Genomic DNA, 20,592 nt, shown 5'->3' on the forward strand with positions numbered 1-20,592 from the left:
AGCTCGTCAGGCTCATAACCTGAAGGTCACAGGTTCAAATCCTGTCCCCGCAACCAAATCTTTTCCCACTACTCGACCACCATCAAAAACCCGGTCCGCTCACGCGGACCGGGTTTTTCGTGTTTGGAGCGCCGCCAACGCTACGGATCCGTCGCGTGGTTGGCCTTCGTGCTGTGCCCTCGTCGGGTTATCGCCGCCAGACCGGATCGCCCTTCCGAACGATCGTCAACGCGCCGTCGTCCGGGACGAAGGTCATCGGATCGCCTCAGCCGGCGGAGACCGGCAGCAGCAGGGTGAGGGTGGTTCCGTGGCCCGGCTCCGACTGGAGCTGCAGGTCGCCCGACCAGCCGACCACGATGCTTCGGACGATCGCGAGCCCGAGGCCGGTGCCCTGGCCGGTCGCCTTGGTGGTGAAATACGGATCGAACGCGTGGGCCGCGACGGCGGCGGACATGCCTTGGCCATCGTCGACCACCCGGAGCCGCATCCACGCTCGCGCTCCGGCGCCCCCCGCCCGGTCGCCGTCGATCCGATCGACCTCGACCCGCATCCGCGTCGCCCCGGCCTGCACGGCGTTCTGGAGCAGGTTCAGGAGGATCTGGGTCAGCTCGCCCTGGAGGGCCAGGACCTTGGTGTCTTGATCCCGGATCGCGACCTCGAACGGCTCGCGCAGCATCGGCCGGATGAAGGTGCAGGCGGTCGCCACGGCGTCGCCGAACGCTAGGCTCTGGGGCGCGATCGTCTCGCGCCGGACATAGGCCAGGATGCCCTGGATGACGCCGACCGCCTGGATCGCGCAGGCTTCCACCACTTCGAGATCGGCGCGCTCAGGGGGCTTCCCGGGCAGGTCCGCCAGCATGATCTCGGTCATCCCGCGCACGGGCTGGAGCAGGTTGTTGAGCTCGTGCGCCACCGAGCCGACGAACTGGCCGAGCGTCTCCAGGCGCTGCCGGTCCCGCTCGGTCCGGTCGCGCTCCTGCTGCCGATGCTGCTCGAGCAGGTCGATCTTGGTGCGGTAGGCCACCGCCGCCGAGACCATCAAGGCGCTCAGGCAGGCCGACATGCGCCGGATGATCTCCGGCTCGTTGATCGGCACGCCCTGGTCGGTCAGCGCCAGCGCCGCGCCCTCATGCAGGCCGGCAATCTCGTCGAGGGAGATGTCGTCGGTGATCGCCAGGCGGCCGAGTTCCTCGATGTCGAGGAGCGGCGCCTCGGCCGCCGTGGCGACGTAGCGGGCCATGCCGGCGGTGTAGCGCTGCAGGAGGCTGTTCATGCAGCGTCACGCGCGGAACGCGACGCAGAGGACGCCGCAATCGTCGCTCTGGCGTCCGTGGCTGGCCATCAGGTCCGCGGCGAGGCGCTCGGGATCGCCGCGCGCCGCCTGCGGGTCCGCTTCCAGATCCACCGGCCGCAGACCGTCGGTCCACAGGACCAGGATGTCGGCGGCGGAAAACGGCAGGATGAGCGGCTTGAGCGGGCGCAGGCCCGCCCCGACGATCCCCGGCATGCCGTCGAAGCGCAGGGTTCGCGTGGAGAACAGCGCCCCCTGGATGTTGCCGACCGCCGCCACCGTGATGGTGCGCGCGGCGGGATCGATCCGCACCAGCGCTGCCGCGGCGCCGCGGGTGTGGCGCATGGCCCTGTCGGCGGTGACGAGCCGTTGCGTCGGCTCGATGCCCGCCTGCCCCTCGACCAGGGCGAGCAGGCTGCGGGCGGCGTGGTGGGCGTCCGGCCCGTGGCCGAGGCCGTCGACGATGCAGGCGAAGGTGGCGTCCCCCTCCTGCCACCAGGCGACCATGTCGCCGCACGCGGTCTCCCCGGGATAGGTCCGGGTCGCCGCGGCGATCCGGGGCTCCGGGATCTGCGATGCCGGATTCATGGCCGCCGCACCAGGCAGACGATGCGGGTCCCTTCCCCGACCCGGGAGGTGATCGCGAAGGTGTCGACCAGGCGGCGCGTCCCCGGGAGACCGCAGCCCAGGCCGCCGCGGGTCGAGAAGCCGTCCTCCATGGCCAGCGCGAGATCGGGAATCCCCGGGCCATTATCCTCGGCGACCAGCTCGATCACGGCCGCCCCGGTCGCATCCTGCGCGGTCAGGCGGATCAGGCCGCCACGGTCGGTGTGAAGGACGAGGTTCATGGCGAGTTCGGACACCGCCGTCGCCAGGCCGTGCGCCCGCACGGTGGTGAAGCCGTGGCGCAGGGCGAGCCGGCGCGCCTCCTGCCGCGCCTCGGCGGCGTCGATCTCGCTCGTCACGTTGACGGTCACCACGTCCGGTTCCAGACTCATCGGCGCCTCGTCATGCCGGCCCGGACCAGGGTGCGGCCCGGACGGGTCTCGATGGTCATGTCGTCCATCAGCTTGTGCACGGCGGCGAGGCCGAGGCCGAGGCCGCCCCCGGTGGAGTATCCGCGCGTCAGCGCGCCGGTAACGTCGGCGATTCCGGGGCCCTGGTCCTCAGCCTCGATCACGATGTTCCGCTCCTGGGCCGTCAGCCGCGTGAGCACCCGGCATTCGCCGTTGCCGGCATAGGTCAGGATGTTGCGGGTGAGCTCGGAGACGACCGTGGCCAGGCGGGTCTGATCGACGGTGCCGAACCCGATCGCGGCGGCGGCGGCGCGGCTCGCCTGGCGTGCCCGCAGGATGTCGTCCTGGATCCGGATGTCGATGACCGCGCGCGTCGCGGTGCCGGACGCCCCCGGTTCCAGTTCGGAGCGATCAGGTGGTCGGGACTTCGTCATGGCGACCTCCGCGGGACGCCACCATCCGAGCGACCTTGGCCACACCGCCCTCGAGATCGAAGGCGGTCTCCATGTCGATCATGCCCCGGCCCATCTCCACGAGGGTCAGGGCCACGGCGGGCTGCATCCCGGCCAGGACCGCCACGCCGCCCATGATCTTCACCATCTTGGCCGTCTCCGAGAGGATCCGGGCCATGTAGGAATCGACGACGTCCGCGGCCGTGATGTCGATCACGAGCCCGTCGGCTTTTCCGGCCTGGATCAGCGCGAGGGCGTCGATCTGGAGGTCCATCACCTGCTGGTCCGTCAGGTCGGCCGGCAGGGAGGTCAGGAGGACGCGGCCGAGCCGGAGGATGGGGACGCGCATCAGATCATCGTCTCGATCGGGCCCTTGGAATGCTGGCCGAGGAGCCGGAAGGCCTCGGCCAGGCCGGACCGCAGGCTGCCCCGGGTGATCATGTTCGACAGGTCCACGTCGAGCTTCACGAGGGTCTGGGCCGCGTCGGGGCTGATGCCGGTGACGATCACCTGGGAGCCGAGCAGGCGCGCGGCCTCGACGGTCTTGGTCAGGTGCAGGGCGACGCGGCTGTCGATCAGCGGCACGCCGGTCACGTCGAGGATCGCGATCCGCGCCTCCTCCCGGGACAGCGCCTCGAGCAGCCATTCCATCACCTGACGGGCCCGCTGCGTGTCGATGATCCCGACGAGCGGCATCAGGATGATGTGACGCCAGATCGGCAGCGCCGGGGTCGCGAGATCCAGGAGCGCCCGGCCCTGGCGCTTGATGATCTCCTCGCGCGTCTCGACGAAGGCCGCGAAAGTGACCAGCGCCAGCCTGTCCACCACCGCATCGAGGGCGGTACGCATCCTGTAGAGTTCGGTCGCCTTGGCGCTGGTCTCGCGATCGAGCAGCTCACCCGCGATCGACTTCAGCGACAGGATGAGCGTGGCGGTCTCCATCGGCGTCAGGCCGTCGCGGGCGCAGGCGGCGCTGGTCGTGGCGGCCTGCTCCTCGACGGACTTGAAGGCGGGGCCGGCGCCGGCGCCGTCTTCGTCATCCGTGAGGAAATAGCCCGTGAGCTTCTCGACCAGCGTGCCCAGTTCGAGCTTGAGCAGCTGAAGCGAGGCCGGATGCGCCCCCGGCGCGGTGTCGCGCAGGCGTGCGAGCCACGCATCGAGCACGCTCGCCCGGTTCTGTAGAAGAATTTGTCCGACGCCGTGCATCAGTTCGGTCACTCCGTGGCGGCTGATGGGGCGAGGGCGGAGACGGCGCCCAGGAGTTCCTGCATGCCGACCGGCTTCATGAGGACGCGGTCGGCTCCGACGCGCGCCGCCTCCTCCATCGAGAAGAGCTGGGGTGCCCGTGGGGCGCCCCCGGTAATCGCGATGATCGGCAGGCCGGGCTTGTGCGCCTTGACCCAGCCGATCAGCGTCAGGCCGTCCCGTCCGGGCATCCAGAGGTCGGTGACGAGGATGTCGAACGGCCGGGCGCCCAGGAGCGCCTCCGCCTCGGCGGCGGACCCGCATTCCTGGACCGTGTGCTGACCCCGCTCGAGAAACCGCCGGATCGTCATCCTGACGACCGACACGTCATCCGTCAGTAGGACCGATGCCATAGATCAATCCTTCTGTTTTCAAACCTGAAATGGCGCATCGCGTACCCTAATAGACAGGACGGATGCAGTTCTTAAATCTAAGTCTCTCAATAAAAACTAAAACAACTCGATTTCATTATTGTTCTTCACATTATTTCTTGGCGGTGACGGCCCTTCTGAGAGCGCGATTTCTGCAAAAGACTTAACGTCCGGCCAAGATTTCGTCAAGGGATTCGATAGATCCAGCGCCTGGAGATGTGTCCGGGCCGCCCCAAAGATACCTTCCAGATGCTGCAGGCGCTGCCGGGTGACGTCCTGAAACTGGATCGAACCGATGAGGCGGACGATCGGCTGGGCGATGCGGGCGCTCTCTTCCTGGACCTTCACCAACGTGTCCCGCTGGTGGGCGACTAAGCGCTCCATGTTCTCCGTGAGGCTGGCGATCGCCGCGGCGATCTTCATGAGTTCGCCGCGCTCGCCCTCGATGCGGGCGTTGACCAGGACGGAGAAGTTTTCCCGGATGGACTCGCGCAGGCTGGCGAGATCCTGGGCGATCCGGCTCGCGGTGCTGGCCGAGGCGCTCGAGAGTTCCTTGACCTCCTTCGCCACCACGGCGAAGCCCGCGCCGGCCTTCTCGGCCCGGGCGGCCTCGATCGTCGCGTTCAGGGCGAGCAGGTTGGTCTGGCGGGCGATGGTCTGCACGCCTTCGGTCGCCCGCGTCAGCTGCGCGGTCGCGACGTCGAGCTCGTCGAGACGCTGCCGGCATTCCACCACGTCCTGGTCGCGCCGGACCAGGAAGTCGCCGATCAGCTGCCGGTTCTCGGTGAGCTGCTGGTCGGTCTGGTCGACGATCTCGATCACCCGCGCGTTGGAGCCGGACAGGTCGAGGAAGGCCAGCAGCTCGGTCATCGCGCCATCGACCTCCCGCAGGCTGGTCATGATGTCGAAGGCGGCGGCCTCGGTCTCGGTGGTGACCGAGGCCGTGTCATTGGCGGCGCGCTCGAACAGGCGATCGTAGACCGCGAAATGGTCGGCCAGAGCGGCCTGGATCCCGGCCTGGATCTCCGCGCGTCCCGCAGCGTCCTGCGCCCCGGATTCGTCCGGCCGATCCGCCGGAAGCAGTGCCGGCTCCTGGGGCGCCGGCGCCTCCAGCTCCATCGCATGGCGGTTCAGCGTCACCGAGGCCCAGGCCGCGCCCCACGTGGCCGCAAAGCCGAGCACCGCGAGGGCGGCGACGCCCGGCGCGGGGCCGAACGCGACCGCGCCGACGGCGGCGAGCGCCAGGGCCGTGAGGACCGCACAGAGCGGGCCGATCCATCGGATCGCGCGCGGCGGGGGCACCCAGGCCATATCAGGCTCCGGGAACAAGCTGACGGATCACCTTGAGCAGGGCTTCCGGATCCACCGGCTTGACGATCCAGCCCGTGGCACCCGCCGACTTCGCCTCGTTGCGCTTGTCCTGCTGGGACTCGGTGGTCAGCATCAGGATCGGGATGAACTGAAGGCCCGGAAGCTTGCGCACCCGGCGGATGAGGTCGATGCCGTTCATCGCGCCCATGTTGAGGTCGGTGATCAGCAGGTTGGGCTTGGCGCCGCCCTGCAGCGTCGTGACGGCTTCCTCGCCGCTCGCCGCCTTGAGGACGCCGAGTCCGGCCTTGCTCAGGATCCCCTCGATGCTCATCAGCATCGTGGGGGAATCGTCGACAATCATGATCGTTGTGGCCAAGAGTTTCTCCTAGGATGGTGCGTGGGCGGCGGGCGCCGCATCGGCCTGCCAGACGGCGGTCAGCTCGTCGGCGAGAAGGCCGTAATCGGCGGTTCCCCGGCTCAGGGGTGCATAGTCCCGGACGGGTTTACGGGCGGCGAACGCCTCCGCCAGACGGATGTCGGTCCGGATCCCGGTGAGCACGCGCTCGATCCCGAATTCCCGGGCGATGTCCTGCATGGTCTCGCGGTGGTGATTGGTGTGCACGTTCAGCATCACCGGCAGCAATCCGACGACCTTCAGGCCGCTATTGACCGTCGTGGCGATGCGGAAGAACAGCCGCGCCAGCTGCCGCACGCCCTCGGCCGACAGGGCGTGGGGGATCATCGGGACGAGCACGCCGTCGGCCGCCGCCAGGGCGTTCACCAGGATCATGTCGAGCGACGGCGGCGTGTCGAGGATCACGAGATCGAACCGCGCCGCGATCTCCGGGCTGCGCAGGCATCGCTGCAGGGCCGAGACGCTGCGGTCCAAAGCCGTGGTGCCGTCGAACAGCTGGTCGGCGGGGGCGACCGACACGCCCGCGCAGGCGGTCGGCCGGATGGCCGCCTGCAAGTCGAAATCGGGGCTCGTGAAGACGTGGTGGGCGGTCGGCGCGTCGCGCTCCGGCACGACGCCGAAGCCGAGCCCGGCATGCCCCTGGGTGTCCAGATCGACCAGCAGCGTGCGCCGGCCGCGGGCGCCGCATTCCGCCGCCAGGTTGACCGAGGTCGTCGACTTGCCGCTGCCGCCCTTCCGGTTCGAGATGGCCAGGATCGTGGTCACGCGGCCGCTCCGGGCGCCGCCTGCCGGGACGCGTCGAGGAACGGCATGACCAGGCCGGCCAGCGCCGGGTCGGCGGGCGGCGTGAGCGCGGCCGGCCGCGCGGCGGCGAGAACCTGCAGGATCGCGGCGTGGAGCCCCTGGCACTTGGTCAGCACGACCTTGTGGGCGCCCGGCTTGCGCAGCGCCTCCAGCAGCGGCAGGGCCTCCTCGACGCTGCAATGCCCTTCGAGATGGATGGTCTTGCGGACGATCCGGATGGCCATCACAGCAGCTCCCTGAGGTCGAGGACCAGGAGGACGCGGCCATCCCCCAGGAGGGTCGTGCCGGCATAGCCGCCGAGACCGGTCAGGACGCCCTCCAGGGGCTTCAGGATCACGTCCATCCCTTCCCGGAAGTTGTCGATGATCAGCCCGACGCGCCGGCCGTTGACGTGGCAGACGAGGACGGCGGCGTCGGCCTCGCCCCGCGGCTGATCGGGCAGGTGCAGCAGGCGCGACAGCCGCAGCAGCGGGATGATCGTCTCGCGCAGCACGAAGGTCTCGGCCTTCTTGATCATCCGGATGCGCTCGCGCGGGACCCGCACGGTCTCGACGATCATGTCCATCGGCACGCCGTAGAGGCTGCCGGCGGCCTCCACGATCATGATCCGGGTGACCGCCATGCTGAGCGGCAGGGCGAGGCGGGTCGTCGTCCCCTCGCCGAGGCGGGAGCTCACCGAGACCTGGCCGCCGAGCTTCTCCACGGTGGTCAGCACCACATCCATCCCGACCCCGCGGCCGGATAGGTCTGAGATCTCCGCGGCCGTCGAGAAGCCCGGGCGGTAGATCAGGTTGATCGCCTCCTGGTCGGACAGGCGGTCCGCCTCCTCCTGGCCGATCACGCCCTTGGCGATGGCGGCGGCGCGGATCCGGACCGGGTCGATCCCGCGGCCGTTGTCCTGGACCTCGATGACGACGCTGTCGGCCTCCTCGCGGGCCTTGAGCAGGATGCGCGCCGTCGCCGACTTGCCCGCCGCCCGGCGCTCGTCCGGCGATTCGAGCCCGTGGTCGAGGGAGTTGCGGACGATGTGCAGCAGCGGGTCGCCCAGGGCCTCGATGATGGTCTTGTCGGCCGCCGTGTCCTCGCCTTCGAGGGCGAGGTCGATCCGCTTGCCGAGCTTGCGCGCGAGGTCGCGCACCAGCCGGGGGAACCGGTCGAAGATCTCGGAGACCGGCAGCATGCGGACCTGCATGATCGCGCCCTGCATCTCCTGGGCGAGCCGGTCGATGACCGCGTATTGCTCCTTGATCTCGCGGGACATCTCGCGCGAGGCGTAGGTCTCCTCCGCCCGCTTGGCGAGGAACGGCAGGGCGTTCTTGGAGACGACCAGCTCGCCGATCAGGTTCATCAGCAGGTCGATCTTCGCCTGGTCGACCTTCAGGGATTTTGGGGCGATGCGGCCCTCGGGCTCCTTCGCGCCCGCCACCGGCGCGGCCTCCTCGAAGGCCGGGGGCAGCGCGTCCGGCAGCGCGGGCGCCGCCTCCGTGCGGTGGAGCGGGGCGCCGTCGAGCACGGCCGACAGGGCGCTCAGAACCGGCGCGACCGAACGGGCCTCCCGGGCCGCCTCGAACGCCGCCTGGATGGCGATGCGGTCGGCGTCGCGCCCGAGGCTGAGGAGCACGTTCCCCACCACGGTCCCGACTGAGGCGAGGCGATCCGCATCGTAGCCTGCCTGCTCCAGGGCCCGGTGCTGGCTCGCCAGGACCGAGCGGGCGAGCTCCTGGCGTGGGTCGGCGGCCTGTGGTGCCGGTTGCGGAGCCGGAGCCGGAGCCGGGGCTGCGGGCGCAGGGGCGGCCGGGGCCGGATCGAACCGGCCCGAACCGGCCGCCGCCACCAAAGCCGCCACGAGGGCGGGATCGGGCTGCGCCGCCGACAGGGCGGCCTCCAGCCAGTCCAGCGCCTGCCGGCGCCAGAGCGTCGGCCCGGCGACGCTGCGCAGCGCGCCGACGGCCTTACGCAGATCGTCGTGGCGCCCCGCGGCGAGGAACGCCGAGGCCGCCTCGCGAAAGTCGTCCCAGATCGGCCCGTCGCTGGGCTCGCCTTCGATCCGCACGAGGTCCCGGGGCCGGACGGGGGCGATGATGATCTGGTCCAGCTCGTAGCGCATCGCCTGCTCGATCTCGGGCCGGGGCGCCGCGGTCAGCAGGGAGAAGTGCAGGTTGCACTGGTACGGGTCGAGATCCTCCAGCGGTCCCCAGGGCTCGGCCGCCGCAATGTCGAGGGCCAGCGCGCCGGGCACCTGCTGGATCGCCTGCAGGGGATCGGTGCCGTTGAAGAAGCAGCCGGGTTCTGGCGCGTAGCGGACGAGATGCACGGCCTGGCCGCCGCAGGCGCGGCGGAACGCGTCCAGGCAGGCGGGGGCCGACAGGCGGGCGAGAAACCCCGGCGGCAGCGTCGCGACGTCGCCGTCGGGCGCCGGATCGGCCCCCTGTGGCGCGCCGTCCGCCGGTGCGTCGTCGGGCACATCGTCCTGGTCCTGCGCGCCCAGCCGCTGGCGCAGCTGCGCGGCCATCCGGTGCGCGACCCCGTCGGCATCCGTCGGCAGCGCCGAGCGCCGCTCCAACTCGTCGATCCACTGGCCGACCTGGTCGAGGCTGTCGAGCAGCATGTCGACCAGGCTCGAATCGATCTGGAGCGCGTCGGACCGGACCTCCCCGAGGAGATCCTCGGCGGCATGGACCAGCCGTGTCAGGGCCACCGCGTCGAACAGGCCGGACGAGCCCTTGATCGTGTGGACCGCCCGGAACACCTCGTTGATCGCGGTCTCGTCGGTCGGGTTCCGCTCCAGCTTCAGCAATCCGCTGGCCGAGACCTGCAGAAGCTCACGCGCCTCCGGGATGAACCGGGCCAGCAGGGGGTTGGTCATGCCTGCGCACCGGTCAGCAGGCGCGCGGTCTCGACGAGGAGCACGGGATCGGCCGGTTTGACGATGTAGAAATTCGCGCCCACCGCGTAGGCCCGGCTCGCGTCCGCGTCCTTGGCCTCGGTGCTGATCGTGACCACGGGAATCGCCTGGAGCGACGGCTCGCGGCGGATCCGGGACACCAGCTCGTAGCCGTCCATCTTGGGCATGTTGATGTCGACGATCATCAGGTCGAAGCCGCCGAGCAGAACCTTCTCCAGGCCCTCGACGCCGTTGGCGGCCTCCTCGACCACGAACCCGGCGCGGCCGAGCACGTCCTGGTAGAACATCCGCATCGTGATGCCGTCTTCGACGACAAGTATTCGTTTGCCGGACATGCTCGTATCAATCCTGATCGATCGGTCTTTGATAGACGATCGTGTCGCCGAACTTGCGCGGCAGGAACATCGACGACATGCGGCTCATGCTCTCGGAATGGCCCAGGCAGATGAAGCCGCCCGGGACCAGGCATTCGTAGAGCGCTTCGACCGCGGCGCGTCGGGACGTGTCGTCGAAATAAATCAGCAGGTTACGGCAGAAGATCACGTCCATCGCGCGGTAGCGGTGCATGTGGATCGGATCGGACAGGTTGGCGATCGAGAACTCGATGGAGCCGCGCAGCTCCTCGTGGATCTCGAACTGGTCGTCGCCGAGCCGGCGGAAGTACTTCTTGCGCAGCTCCGGCGACAGCCGCTGCAGGGAGCGGTTGCCGTAGATCCCCTTGCGGGCATCGGCCAGAACCCGGGAATCGATGTCCGACCCGGTGATCTCGATGGCGAACTCGTCCGCCCGCGACCAGTATTCGAGGATCTGGATCGCGATCGAGTACGGCTCCTCCCCGGTCGAGCACGGCATCGACCAGATCCGCAGAGTCCCGCCGGGGCGGCGCGTCCGGGTGATCTCGGGCAGGATGCCGCGCACCAGGGCGTCGAACTGGTAATCCTCGCGGAAGAAGTAGGTCTCGTTGACCGTCATCAGGTTGACGAGGTGCTGCAGCTCCTCGCCGGAGGCCTGGAAGCGCAGCAGGGTGAAGTAGGCCTTGAAGCTGTCGCTTCCGGTCTTGGCGATCCGCTCCAGGAGGCGCTTCTCGACGAAATATTCCTTCTTGCCGCTGAACGAGATGCCCGTGCGGCGGTAGAAATATTCGTAGAATTTTTCGTAATCGTCCTCGGTGATCTGGATCGCCGGGGTGGTCTGACCGAAGGTACGGTTGGGCTGCATCACGACCCTCCGATCCGGCGGATCGCCGCGGCGGCCGCGAAGCGGATGAACGGCACGTCGGGGAAGCGCGCGGCCAGGGCCTGGAGCGGCGCGACGGCGCTCTCGTTGCCGATCTCCGCGAGGCCGTCGACCGCCGCCGCGCAGACGTTGATGTGGGCATCGCGCGCCACGACCGCGGCCAGCCAGTCCGGCGCCTTCGGGTGCGGCAGCAGGCTCAGCATGTTGACCGCCATGATGCGGACGTCGCTGTCGGAATCGGCCAGCAGGTCGGCGACGTGCGGCTCCACCTCGGCCGGCATCTCCTGGAGCGCCTCGATCGCGGCGTTGCGCAGGGCGCTGTCCTCGCTGCGCAGCAGGGGCAGCAGGCCGGCCACCACCGCGGGCGACTTGAGGCGGATCAGCGTCGTCAGGATCACGGCCCGGACGCTGGTGGCCGGCTCCTGCGCGAGATGCGTGCAGAGAAGCGGCCCGGCCTCCGGGAAGGCGCCGAGATCCCGGGCGGCCCGGCGCCGCTCGGCACTCTCGGGCGCGGCGAGGGCAGCCGTCAGCGCGGCGAGATCCGCGTGCGGCGGTTCCTCGGCACCCTTCGGCGCGTGGTTCGGTTTCTTAAGCGCCACGGCGGCGTTCCCCGGCTCGAGTCCCGGCTTCGGGGGCACGGAGCCACCCGATCAGTTGCTCTGCGATCGCGTCGCTCGGCAGGACCACGGTGGCCCCGCCGCGCTTGATCAGTTCCTGCGGCATCCCGAAGACGATGCTGGTCTCCTCGTCCTGCGCGATGGTCAGGCCGCCGCCGGCGCGCAGCCGGGCCATCGCCTCGGCGCCGTCGTCGCCCATGCCGGTGAGCTGCACGCCGATCAGCCGGTTGGCCGGGAGCAGGGCCAGCGCGCTCTCGACCATGCGGGCGACACTGGGATGCCAGATATGCGCGTCGCTCTGCGGCAGCGGCGTCGCCGAATAGCCGATGCCCCGGCGGGTGACGACGAGGTCGGCATCCCCCTTGGCGATGTAGACCGTGCCCGGCTCCAACGGCATCTGGCGGGCGGCCTCCACCACCGTGACGGCGCAGAGGTCGTTCAGGCGCCGGGCGAAGACGCCGGTGAAGCTGCTCGGCATGTGCTGGGCGACCAGGACCGGCCAGGGGAAATCCTTCGGCAGGCGCGGCAGGATCTCCTCCAGCACCCCGGGGCCGCCCGTGGACACGCCGATCAGCACGAGCCCGGGGCGGCCGCCCGCGAACGAGACCTGCGGCGGCGGTGCCGCCGGAGCGGGGCGGCGTCGCTGGGCGGCCAGGCGCCCGCGTAGGCCGGTGCTGCGCCGGACCTTGGTGACCGCGGCGCTCCGGACCTTCATCAGCAATTCGCGGTGGATCCGGTCGATCGACAGGGAGATCGTGCCGCCGGGCTTCTGGACGAAGTCGACCGCCCCGAGGCTCAGCGCCTGCAGGGTCGTCTCGGCGCCTTCCTCGGTCAGCGACGAGACCATCACCACCGGCCGCGGATCCTCGCTCATGATCCGCGACAGGCAGGTGATCCCGTCCATCTCCGGCATGTTGACGTCGAGGGTGATCACGTGCGGATCGAAGCTCTGGAGCGCCTCCAGGACCTCGATGCCGTTGCGGGCGGTCTGAACCGTGAAGCCGCCCGCCGATTCGAGCAGCTGCGTGAGGTGCCTGCGCATCAGAGCGGAATCGTCGGCCACAAGGGCGCGGATCATGCGGGGTCTTTCGGGGGTGACAGGTCGGGGTGAGGGGCGGCGGACCCGCGCTCAGTGGGTCGTGAGCTGGACGGCGGCGGCTTCGTGCGTGTCGAGCAGCTGCATCGTGTCGAGCAGGAGGACCATGCGCTTCTGGCTCTCCAGGTTGGCGACCCGGCGGATCAGGCGCTGCTGCGCGTCCGAGAGGTTGGGCGCCTCGCCGATCGCCTTGGCCGAGATCCGCATCACCTCGGAGACCGAGTCGACGATGAAGCCGGTCCGGACGCCCCGGACGGTGAAGACCATGATCCGCTGGCGGTCGTTGCGCTCCGCCTCGGCGAGGTTGAAGCGACGGCGCTGGTCGACCACCGGCAGGACGACGCCGCGCAGGTTGATCACCCCCTCGACGAAGGACGGCGCCTTCGGGATCCGGGTCAGCTCGTCCGGCACCCGGACGATCTCCTGCACCGCCTCGATCGGCACGCCGTATTCCTCGCCCATCAGCCGGAACACCACGAACTGCTCCTCGTCGGCGGCGTCCTGGCGCTCGTCCCCGTCCTGTCGTCCGTCGGCACTCATGCCCTCGTTCCCCGTGGCGGAAAGCTTGCGCAGCTCGTTGGTGTCGAACATCTTCTCGACCGACAGGATGGAGACCAGCCGCTGCCCATCCTGCAGCCGGCAGATCGCCTGGATCTCGTCCATGCCGCCGTCCTGCGACAGCAGCGCCGGCATCGCCTCGACCAGGCTGCGGCTGACCCGCAGCACCTCCTTGACGCTGTCCATCACGACGCCGACGGAGAACGTCCCGCCCTCGCCGAGCGACACCACCACGACCTTGTTGGTCTCGCTGAATTCCTTGGCCTGGAGGCCGAACATCTCGCGCAAGGAGACGAGCGGCAGCAGGCGGTTGCGCAGGGTGATCACCCCGAGCACGTGGGCCGGCGCGTTCGGGACGTGGGTCAGGCGCTCGGGCAGCTGCACGATCTCCTGCACCCGCTCGATCGGGAAGGCGTATTCCTGACCCGCCACCTCGAAGCTCACGAGCTGGTCCTCGTCAGCCTCGGCCTCGGCCCGGGCGGACGAGGCGACGTCGGCGGCCTGCACCTGGCCGGCGGCCCGGCGGGTCTTCGTGGAGAACTGGCTGAACTCGCGGCTCACCAGCTGAGCCGCGTCCAGGATCATCACCATCGACCGGCCGTCGTCGCCCTTGATCATCCCGGTCAGGAGCGCGGTGTCGACGCTGCCCTCGATCGCTGAGGTCGGCTCGATCCGGTCGGGATCGACGGTCACGACGTTGGCCATCCGGTCGACCACGAGGCCGATCGGATTGCCCTGGTCGAGCACCACCACCCGGGTGGCGTCGTCGTTCAGCACCGGCGGGAAGGCGAACACGTCCCGCAGGTTCAGCACCGGCAGGACCGTGCCGCGGAGATTGGCCAGCCCCAGCAGCGAGGCGGGGCTGAACGGCACCCGCACCACTTCGGGAATCCGGATGATCTCCTGCACGTCGGCCAGCGCGACCGCGAACATCTCCGTCTCGACGTGAAAGATCACGAACTGACGGGCCTCGCTGCGTCCGTCCTCCTGGTCGGGCCGTGCGGTGCCCTCCGCCAGATCGGGGGTGAACCCGGAATCCAGCGCCTGCACCGCCTGAGCTGCTGCGTTTGCCATGGTCGGTCTCTCGCTCTCCGGGCGGTTCGGCTCAGGCGGCCTGGAGCTCGTCGGCGAGCGAGGCGATCTCCTCGATCGCGGCGGCGAGCTGCTCGGCGCCCTTGCCCTGCTCGCTGGCGGCGATTCCGGCCTCCCCGGAGGTCCGCGCCGCCTGCTGGGCCGCGGCGGCGACCTGCTCGATCGCCGTCTGGACCTCCCGGACCATGCGGGTGATCCCGTCGGCGCCGGACAGAATCTCCCGGTTGCCGCCCAGCACCTCGGCCATGTCCTTGATCACGGTGTCGAAGTTCCGGGAAATGGCCGCGCTCTTCTCGACCTCGTGGGCGGCGCCGTCGGCGATCTCCTGGATATCGCCGCGCACGAACACGATCGTGTCCTGGATGGTCTTGACCGTATCCTTGATCCGCTCGGCATTCTCGGCGGAATCCCGGGCGAGGTTGCGGATATCGGTCGAGACCACGGCGAACCCCTTGCCGAACTCGCCGGCGCGGGCCGCCTCGACCGAGCCGTTGACCGCCAGCATGTTGGTCTGGATCGAGACCGTGGTGATGGCATCGACGATCTTGTCGATGCGGCGGCTGACCTGCTCCAGCGCGGCGACCTGATCGCGGCTCACGCGGCCCGCCTCGACGGATTGCTCGAGGCCGCCGATCATCGCGTCCACCAGCTCCTTGTTCTGGACCAGCATCTGCGAGATTTCCTGCGCCTTCTCCACGGCGGCCCCCGCCAGGGTCTGGGTCACCTGGGCGCGCCGCTCGATCTGCGCGATGGCGGCCGAGGATTGCTGGGTCGCGGCCGATTGCTGCTGGGCGCCCTTGGAGATCTCGTCGAGGGCGATCGTGACCTGGCCGGCGGCGCGGTTGATCTCCTCGACGGCGCTGGACAGCTCCTCCGCCGCGGAGGCGACTTCCTCGGCGCTCTTGCCGATATTGGTGCTGTTCTTCAGCTCCTCGGCGAGGCCGGACAGCTCCTGGGCGGCGTCCTCGCTCTGCGCCAGCGCGGTGGTCTGCTGCTCGACCATCTTGCCGGCCTCCTGGCAGGCCGCGCTCTGCTCCTCGGCCGCAGCCGCGATGATCTCCGCGCCCTTCTGCGCCTCGGTGGCGGCAGTGGCCGATTCGTCGGCGGCCCGGGCAAGGTCGGTGCAGCCGTCGATGATCCCGGCCATGTCGGTGCGGACCCGCTCGAGCTGGCTCGTGACCGCCCGGCCGGTCTCGACCTGGGACCGGGCCGAGATCGCCGACTGGCTGATCCCGTCGGCCGCGACCTTCACGTCGGCCTGGATCTGCGCCACGAGCGCCTGGATGTCGCGGGCGGACTTTTCGCTGGTCTCGGCCAGGGTGCGCACCTCGTCGGCGACCACCGCGAAGCCCTTGCCGTGCTGGCCGGCCCGGGCCGCCTCGATGGCGGCGTTGAGCGCCAGCAGGTTGGTCTGGTCGGCGATCCGGGCGACGGCCTTGACGATCTCGCCGATGGCGCTCGCCTGCCGGTCGAGTTCCTCGACCAGCTTCACCGACGCCTCCTGGCGCTCGGACGCCTTGGTGATCGCGGCCACGGACGTCTCGATCTGCGCCGCGGTCTGGACGACGAGATCGGACAGGGCCTCGGTCTTGCGTAGCGACGTGGTGGCGTTCTCCTTGGCGGCCTGGATCAGGGCCGCCCCCTGGTTCACCGCCTTCATGGTCTCCTGCGCGGCGCCCGCGGCCTCCTCGGCGCCGACACCGATCTGCTCGGAGGCCTTGCGCAGCTCCTCGGCCGCGGCCGAGGCCTCGGCGATCCCGCTGGACAGCTCGGCGGTGGCCGAGGCGATCCGCTCGGCGGCCTTCTGCTGGCGCGCGAAGGTCCGGGCCTTGCGCTTCTCAGCCTCGGCGACGAGGTGCGATCGACCCGTGGAGGCCGAAACGCTCTCCCTCGGAGCGGACGGGGCCGGCATGGAGTGGATGGCGGATTTCTTCGCGAGAGCCATGTGTCGACGCCTTGTGTCGGGATCAGAGTGCCGGGTTCAGAGAATTTCCCGCCGCCGAAGGGAAGCAGGAATATCGATATTCGAGTGGTATCTGGTTGGTGTGTCGTTTTTAGATTCATATTCAATAATATTGTGTGGAGTTACCTCAAATATGCCAATCCGCGTTGTCTTCCGAACAGAAGATGACAGACATAACCTAATGACAACATAATCTTTATCGCAAAGTTGTCGATTGACAAGATTTTTTATGATTGAAATCTGCTCAGACGATCGGAAAATTTTCTCTGAATGATTGCTTCTGATCAAAATCGGCTCATTTTTACACCATTGCTTAAAGAAGTGCGACGATGACCTGAGATTGACTCAAAATGTCGAGCCAACCTTACATCGAATCTGGGCGGCGGCGTGGACACAATCGGGATGTCGCCGACTGGATCACGCGCGACCGCCTTCTCCGGACAGGCCGAACCAGGCGGAGCGGCCTGGTGCCATGCCGGCGCAACAGTGATGGCCTGCTTAGCTCGTGCTAGTGGAGGGGGCCGCGGCTGCGTTACAGGTCGGCGAAAGCAATACTATATGGAGGACATCATAGCAGATTGGATGTCGATTGCTGCCGGTCTTAATCCGATCGATATATGGCTAGATTGAGCTTATACAGATGAAGCACGACCCTATTGCTGCGTTCGATAATGATAATGCTGCAGAAAGAATTCCTTTATCGTCCGACCAGATGCTGAAGCTCGTCGAGGAGCGGGGCGGGCTCGGATTCTGGTCGCTGGAGATCGCGACCTGCAGGCTCTGGGGCTCCCCGGGCTTCTACCGGGTGGCCGGTCTCCCGCTCGCGGACGATCTGCGCGGCGTGTTCCGCAGGCTGATCCACCCCGACGACGAGGCCGCCCAAGCCGACCTGTGGGACCTGCTCCGGAGCGGCCACGCGGTCGATCGGGAGTTCCGGATCATCCGGCCCGACCAGACGGTCCGGTGGGTCGCCCTGAAGACCGAGGTGGTGCTCGGATCCGACGCCCGGCCGGCCCGGGTCGACGGCATCCTGCTCGACATCACGGCGACGCACGAGGCTCGGCGGATCGCGGCGTGGATGCAGGCCCGCCAGACCGGCGTCCTGCGCGCGGTCGCCGCCGCCACCTGGTCGGCGCTTCCGGCCGGGGAGATCGAGATGGCGGCCGGGTGGGGGCACCTGACCGGGCAGAGTGCCGCGGAGATGGCCGGGACGGGCTGGCTCGACGCGGTTCATCCCGACGATCGCCAGACCGCGACGGCCGCCTGGCAAGCCGCCCGGACCACCGGAGCGCCCTACCGGGCGGAGTATCGGATTCGCGGCGCCGACGGCCAGTACCGCCGGTTCAGCGGTCGAGGCGCGGCGCAGGCCGATCCCGACGGCGCCGTGCGCGAATGGTTCGGCCTCGTGCTCGCGATGGTGGACGACCCGCGCGACGCGGTGACGGACGCGACGATCGGGCCGCTGATCCGCGGCGCCCGGGCGGTGATCGGCTGGTCGATCCAGGACCTCGCGGAAGCCTCGGGCGTCTCGGGCTCCAGCGTCCGGCGGATGGAGGAGTTCGGCGAGAGCCCGCGTCCGCGGATTCGGCAGGCGGTGCGGCAGGCCTTCGAGGGCGTCGGGATCCGGTTCGTCGCGACCGGCACCGATCAGGTCGCCATCGAGATCGACCTCGGGCGCTTCCCGCGGGGTTATATCAATCAGTGACGCTCATGACCGATCAGCGCATGAGCGCAGGCCGGGATCGTTAAGTGTGCCGGTGAGGCTACCATGAACCAACCATCCGCTGGTCATCAGGAGCTTCATCCTTCTCACGAGCACAGCGGACCGACAAAAAAGTATCCGCCAATGCACCACGCCGGACCAGATAGCAGTGCCCGCTGGCGTGATCGCACCCGGTGATGCTTTTAACCTTTGGCCTTGAGGCGTTCGCTCAAGACTCGGAACCGCTCCCGCTCTCCGGACCGGTCGAGCGGGCGGCATCCCGATCGATCGGACGGAGCAGCGCTGCTTGGGGCAGGGAGGTGAGAAGAGACAGCTCTTCTCGTCTCGCTATCAGTCGAACGTGATCACGATCTTGCCGAACGGACCGCGATCGAGATGATCGAGAGCGGCCGGCAGCTCATCCAGGGCATAACGCCGGTCGATTACCGGCTTCAGCCTCATCACGTCCACGGCACGGACCAGATCCTCCAGCGCGCGGCGGTGGCCGACGCGGATGCCCTGGACGGTGGCGGATTTGAGCATCAGCTGTCCCGCGGCCGCCGCGAGATCGTAGCCCTCGATCACGCCGATCACCGAGACGCGTCCGTCGACGGCCACCGCTTCGAGCGACTTGGCGAGATGCGCCCCGCCGACAAGCTCGAGGATGTGGTCGATGCCGCGATCCGCGGTGAGCCGGTAGACGGCCTCGACCCATCCGTCGCGGTCGATCGCGTGGTCGGCGCCGAGGGCTCGGGCGCGCTCGCGCTTGTTCTCAGAACCGGAGGTGACGAAAACCTCGGCGCCGTGGGCCTTGGCGATCTGGAGGCCGAACAGGGCGACGCCGCCCGTGCCCTGGACCAGCACGCTCTGGCCCGCCCGCAGCTGACCGCGCTCGACCAGGGCGAACCAAGCCGTCAGACCGGCACAGGGCAGGGTGCTGGCTTCCGCGAGGTCGAGGCTTTGCGGTGCGGCGACGAACCAATCCTGGGGCAACGCGACGTAGTCCGCCAGGACGCCTTGATGCGCGCCGCCGAGGGTTGTGGCGTCCACCGTCTTCGCGGATCCTGCGGACCGGCCGTCGACCCAATCCGGGAAGAAGGTCGTGATCACCCGGTCCCCCGGTCGGAAGCGCGTCACGCCGTCACCGATGGCGGCGACTGTTCCGGCGAGATCGGAGGCGGGGGTGAACGGGAAGGCGAGGGCCAGCCCCATCCCGTGCTCGATCACGAGCGTGTCGCGATAGTTCAACGCCGCCGCCGCGGCCTTCACCAGGACTTGCCCGGGCCCCGGTTCGGGCACCGGTACCGTCTTCAGCTGAAGGGACGCGCGGCCTAAGCCGGACATGTCCCAGCGCCTCATCGTCGTCATGGCGAGTCTCCGATTTGCTTGCCGATCTGTTGCCGGCCGGCGATGCGTAGCGTTGATCTCTGCGCGCCAGTGACGATAGTTCGGACCGCGATCGGTGCGCAGGAAGCGACAATGATCCCCGGTGACCTGCTGGCGGACCTGCCGGTGCTCGTCGCTGCGGCCGAGGCCGGCAGCTTCTCGGCGGCGGCGTCCAAGCTGAACCTGACGCGCTCGGCGGTCGGGCGGAGCATCGCTCGCCTCGAACACCGGCTCGGCGTCCGGCTGTTCCACCGCACCACCCGCTCCCTCGCCCTGACGGATGATGGGCAGATCGTTTTCGAGCATGGAAGGCGGGCGCTCGCCGAGGTGCAGAGCGCGACCGCGCTGCTGGATTCCGGGCGGCGGGCGATCGCGGGCCGGCTGCGCGTCTCGGTGCCGGCGCTGTTCGGCCGGCTGCGCATCGCGCCGATCCTGATCCGGCTCGCCGAGGCGCATCCGAAGCTGGAGCTCGATCTCAACTTCAGCGACCGGCTGGTCGATGTGGTCGAGGATGGGTTCGATCTCGTGGTGCGCAACGGCCGGTTGCAGAACTGGCCCGGCCTGACCGTGCGGCGGATCGCCTACCAGCCGATGCGCGTCTGCGCGGCCCCGCGCTATCTCGAAGGGGCGGGGGTTCCGGAATCGCTCGCCGATCTCGCGGGCCATCACGCCATCCTCTATGGCCGTCCCGGCTACGCGCGCTCCTGGCTGTTTCCGCAGGCGGACGGTCCGGCGGCGGAGATCGTGCCGCCGAGCCGGATGCGGTTCGACGATGTCGACGCGATCCGCGACGCCGCGATCGGCGGCCACGGCCTCGCCTGGCTGCCGTGCTGGCTGATCCGCGACGATGTCGCCGCGGGGCGGCTCGCGACGGTGCTCGACCATCTGCCCGCCCATGTCTTCGAGAGCCACGCGCTCTGGCCGCAGACCCCGCATCTGCCGCTGCGCGTGCGCCTGGCGATCGATGCGCTGGCGGCGGCGCTGCCGGAGGAATCCGCCCTGCGCGCCAAGAGCCGGGTTCGAACCGAACCGGCCTGAGCATCACGCACAGGCGCCATCGGTTCGCCGCGGAGATGCAGCCGGCGCGGCAAAGCTGTCATCGCTCTCCAGTCGTGACACAATCGTTTCAACC

21 protein-coding genes are annotated in these 20,592 nt (G+C 69.1%); 2 read left to right on the plus strand and 19 right to left on the minus strand.

What is annotated here, in order from left to right; all coding sequences use genetic code 11:
- Nucleotides 1-265: 265 nt before the first annotated feature.
- From MKL20_RS07290 to MKL20_RS07375, 18 genes are all read right to left on the minus strand, one after another.
- Nucleotides 266-1,273, minus strand: coding sequence for a sensor histidine kinase (locus MKL20_RS07290; protein ID WP_244036117.1), 1,008 nt, complete (start codon nucleotides 1,271-1,273; stop codon nucleotides 266-268).
- A gap of 6 nt (nucleotides 1,274-1,279) precedes the next feature.
- Nucleotides 1,280-1,879 (minus strand): SpoIIE family protein phosphatase, encoded by a 600-nt coding sequence (locus MKL20_RS07295; protein ID WP_244036118.1) that lies wholly within the window; start codon nucleotides 1,877-1,879, stop codon nucleotides 1,280-1,282.
- On the minus strand, nucleotides 1,876-2,289 hold the full coding sequence (locus tag MKL20_RS07300; protein ID WP_244036119.1) for an anti-sigma regulatory factor: 414 nt from the start codon (nucleotides 2,287-2,289) through the stop codon (nucleotides 1,876-1,878). The genes MKL20_RS07295 and MKL20_RS07300 overlap by 4 nt, the downstream gene beginning before the upstream one ends.
- The gene (locus tag MKL20_RS07305) at nucleotides 2,286-2,741 is read right to left on the minus strand and encodes an ATP-binding protein (RefSeq protein ID WP_243962660.1); all 456 of its coding nucleotides are present in this window, start codon (nucleotides 2,739-2,741) and stop codon (nucleotides 2,286-2,288) included. The genes MKL20_RS07300 and MKL20_RS07305 overlap by 4 nt, the downstream gene beginning before the upstream one ends.
- Complete coding sequence (locus MKL20_RS07310) at nucleotides 2,719-3,108, minus strand: STAS domain-containing protein (protein ID WP_243962659.1); 390 nt, start codon at nucleotides 3,106-3,108, stop codon at nucleotides 2,719-2,721. The genes MKL20_RS07305 and MKL20_RS07310 overlap by 23 nt, the downstream gene beginning before the upstream one ends.
- Nucleotides 3,108-3,965 carry an STAS domain-containing protein gene (locus MKL20_RS07315; protein ID WP_244036120.1) on the minus strand — a complete coding sequence of 286 codons (858 nt, stop codon included), beginning with the start codon at nucleotides 3,963-3,965 and terminating at the stop codon, nucleotides 3,108-3,110. Before MKL20_RS07315 ends, MKL20_RS07310 begins: the two co-directional genes overlap by 1 nt.
- Nucleotides 3,966-3,973: 8 nt before the next feature.
- Nucleotides 3,974-4,357, minus strand: coding sequence for a response regulator (locus MKL20_RS07320; protein ID WP_243962657.1), 384 nt, complete (start codon nucleotides 4,355-4,357; stop codon nucleotides 3,974-3,976).
- 96 nt (nucleotides 4,358-4,453) lie between these two features.
- Entirely contained in the window at nucleotides 4,454-5,686 is a 1,233-nt protein-coding gene (locus tag MKL20_RS07325) for a methyl-accepting chemotaxis protein (RefSeq protein ID WP_244036121.1), read from the minus strand.
- 1 nt (nucleotide 5,687) lies between these two features.
- Nucleotides 5,688-6,062, minus strand: a complete 375-nt coding sequence (locus tag MKL20_RS07330; protein WP_243962655.1) for a response regulator — start codon at nucleotides 6,060-6,062, stop codon at nucleotides 5,688-5,690.
- 9 nt (nucleotides 6,063-6,071) lie between these two features.
- A complete protein-coding gene (locus MKL20_RS07335; protein WP_244036122.1) occupies nucleotides 6,072-6,866 on the minus strand; it encodes a ParA family protein in 795 nt (264 codons plus the stop codon).
- A complete protein-coding gene (locus MKL20_RS07340) occupies nucleotides 6,863-7,129 on the minus strand; it encodes a hypothetical protein (RefSeq protein ID WP_244036123.1) in 267 nt (88 codons plus the stop codon). The genes MKL20_RS07335 and MKL20_RS07340 overlap by 4 nt, the downstream gene beginning before the upstream one ends.
- Nucleotides 7,129-9,771 carry a chemotaxis protein CheA gene (locus MKL20_RS07345; RefSeq protein WP_244036124.1) on the minus strand — a complete coding sequence of 881 codons (2,643 nt, stop codon included), beginning with the start codon at nucleotides 9,769-9,771 and terminating at the stop codon, nucleotides 7,129-7,131. Before MKL20_RS07345 ends, MKL20_RS07340 begins: the two co-directional genes overlap by 1 nt.
- Nucleotides 9,768-10,145 carry a response regulator gene (locus MKL20_RS07350; protein WP_244036125.1) on the minus strand — a complete coding sequence of 126 codons (378 nt, stop codon included), beginning with the start codon at nucleotides 10,143-10,145 and terminating at the stop codon, nucleotides 9,768-9,770. The genes MKL20_RS07345 and MKL20_RS07350 overlap by 4 nt, the downstream gene beginning before the upstream one ends.
- 7 nt (nucleotides 10,146-10,152) lie before the next feature.
- Complete coding sequence (locus MKL20_RS07355; protein WP_243962650.1) at nucleotides 10,153-11,028, minus strand: CheR family methyltransferase; 876 nt, start codon at nucleotides 11,026-11,028, stop codon at nucleotides 10,153-10,155.
- Nucleotides 11,028-11,645, minus strand: a complete 618-nt coding sequence (locus tag MKL20_RS07360; protein WP_244036126.1) for a HEAT repeat domain-containing protein — start codon at nucleotides 11,643-11,645, stop codon at nucleotides 11,028-11,030. Before MKL20_RS07360 ends, MKL20_RS07355 begins: the two co-directional genes overlap by 1 nt.
- The gene (cheB, locus tag MKL20_RS07365) at nucleotides 11,635-12,741 is read right to left on the minus strand and encodes a chemotaxis-specific protein-glutamate methyltransferase CheB (RefSeq protein WP_244036127.1); all 1,107 of its coding nucleotides are present in this window, start codon (nucleotides 12,739-12,741) and stop codon (nucleotides 11,635-11,637) included. Before cheB ends, MKL20_RS07360 begins: the two co-directional genes overlap by 11 nt.
- A gap of 51 nt (nucleotides 12,742-12,792) precedes the next feature.
- Nucleotides 12,793-14,391, minus strand: coding sequence for a chemotaxis protein CheW (locus MKL20_RS07370; protein WP_243962647.1), 1,599 nt, complete (start codon nucleotides 14,389-14,391; stop codon nucleotides 12,793-12,795).
- A 31-nt stretch (nucleotides 14,392-14,422) separates the two neighbouring features.
- Nucleotides 14,423-16,354 carry a methyl-accepting chemotaxis protein gene (locus MKL20_RS07375; RefSeq protein ID WP_244036128.1) on the minus strand — a complete coding sequence of 644 codons (1,932 nt, stop codon included), beginning with the start codon at nucleotides 16,352-16,354 and terminating at the stop codon, nucleotides 14,423-14,425.
- A 730-nt stretch (nucleotides 16,355-17,084) separates the two neighbouring features.
- Here MKL20_RS07375 and MKL20_RS07380 point away from each other — a divergent pair.
- A complete protein-coding gene (locus MKL20_RS07380; RefSeq protein WP_244036129.1) occupies nucleotides 17,085-18,077 on the plus strand; it encodes a PAS domain-containing protein in 993 nt (330 codons plus the stop codon).
- Between the two features lie 348 nt (nucleotides 18,078-18,425).
- Here the strand turns inward: MKL20_RS07380 and MKL20_RS07385 are convergent, their stop codons facing one another.
- Complete coding sequence (locus MKL20_RS07385; RefSeq protein ID WP_409568129.1) at nucleotides 18,426-19,442, minus strand: zinc-dependent alcohol dehydrogenase family protein; 1,017 nt, start codon at nucleotides 19,440-19,442, stop codon at nucleotides 18,426-18,428.
- Nucleotides 19,443-19,553: 111 nt separating this feature from the next.
- Here MKL20_RS07385 and MKL20_RS07390 point away from each other — a divergent pair, with 111 nt between their 5' ends.
- The gene (locus tag MKL20_RS07390; protein WP_244036130.1) at nucleotides 19,554-20,498 is read left to right on the plus strand and encodes a LysR family transcriptional regulator; all 945 of its coding nucleotides are present in this window, start codon (nucleotides 19,554-19,556) and stop codon (nucleotides 20,496-20,498) included.
- The last annotated feature ends 94 nt before the right edge of the window (nucleotides 20,499-20,592 follow it).

The organism is Methylobacterium sp. E-066, from assembly GCF_022829635.1.
Classification (GTDB): domain Bacteria; phylum Pseudomonadota; class Alphaproteobacteria; order Rhizobiales; family Beijerinckiaceae; genus Methylobacterium.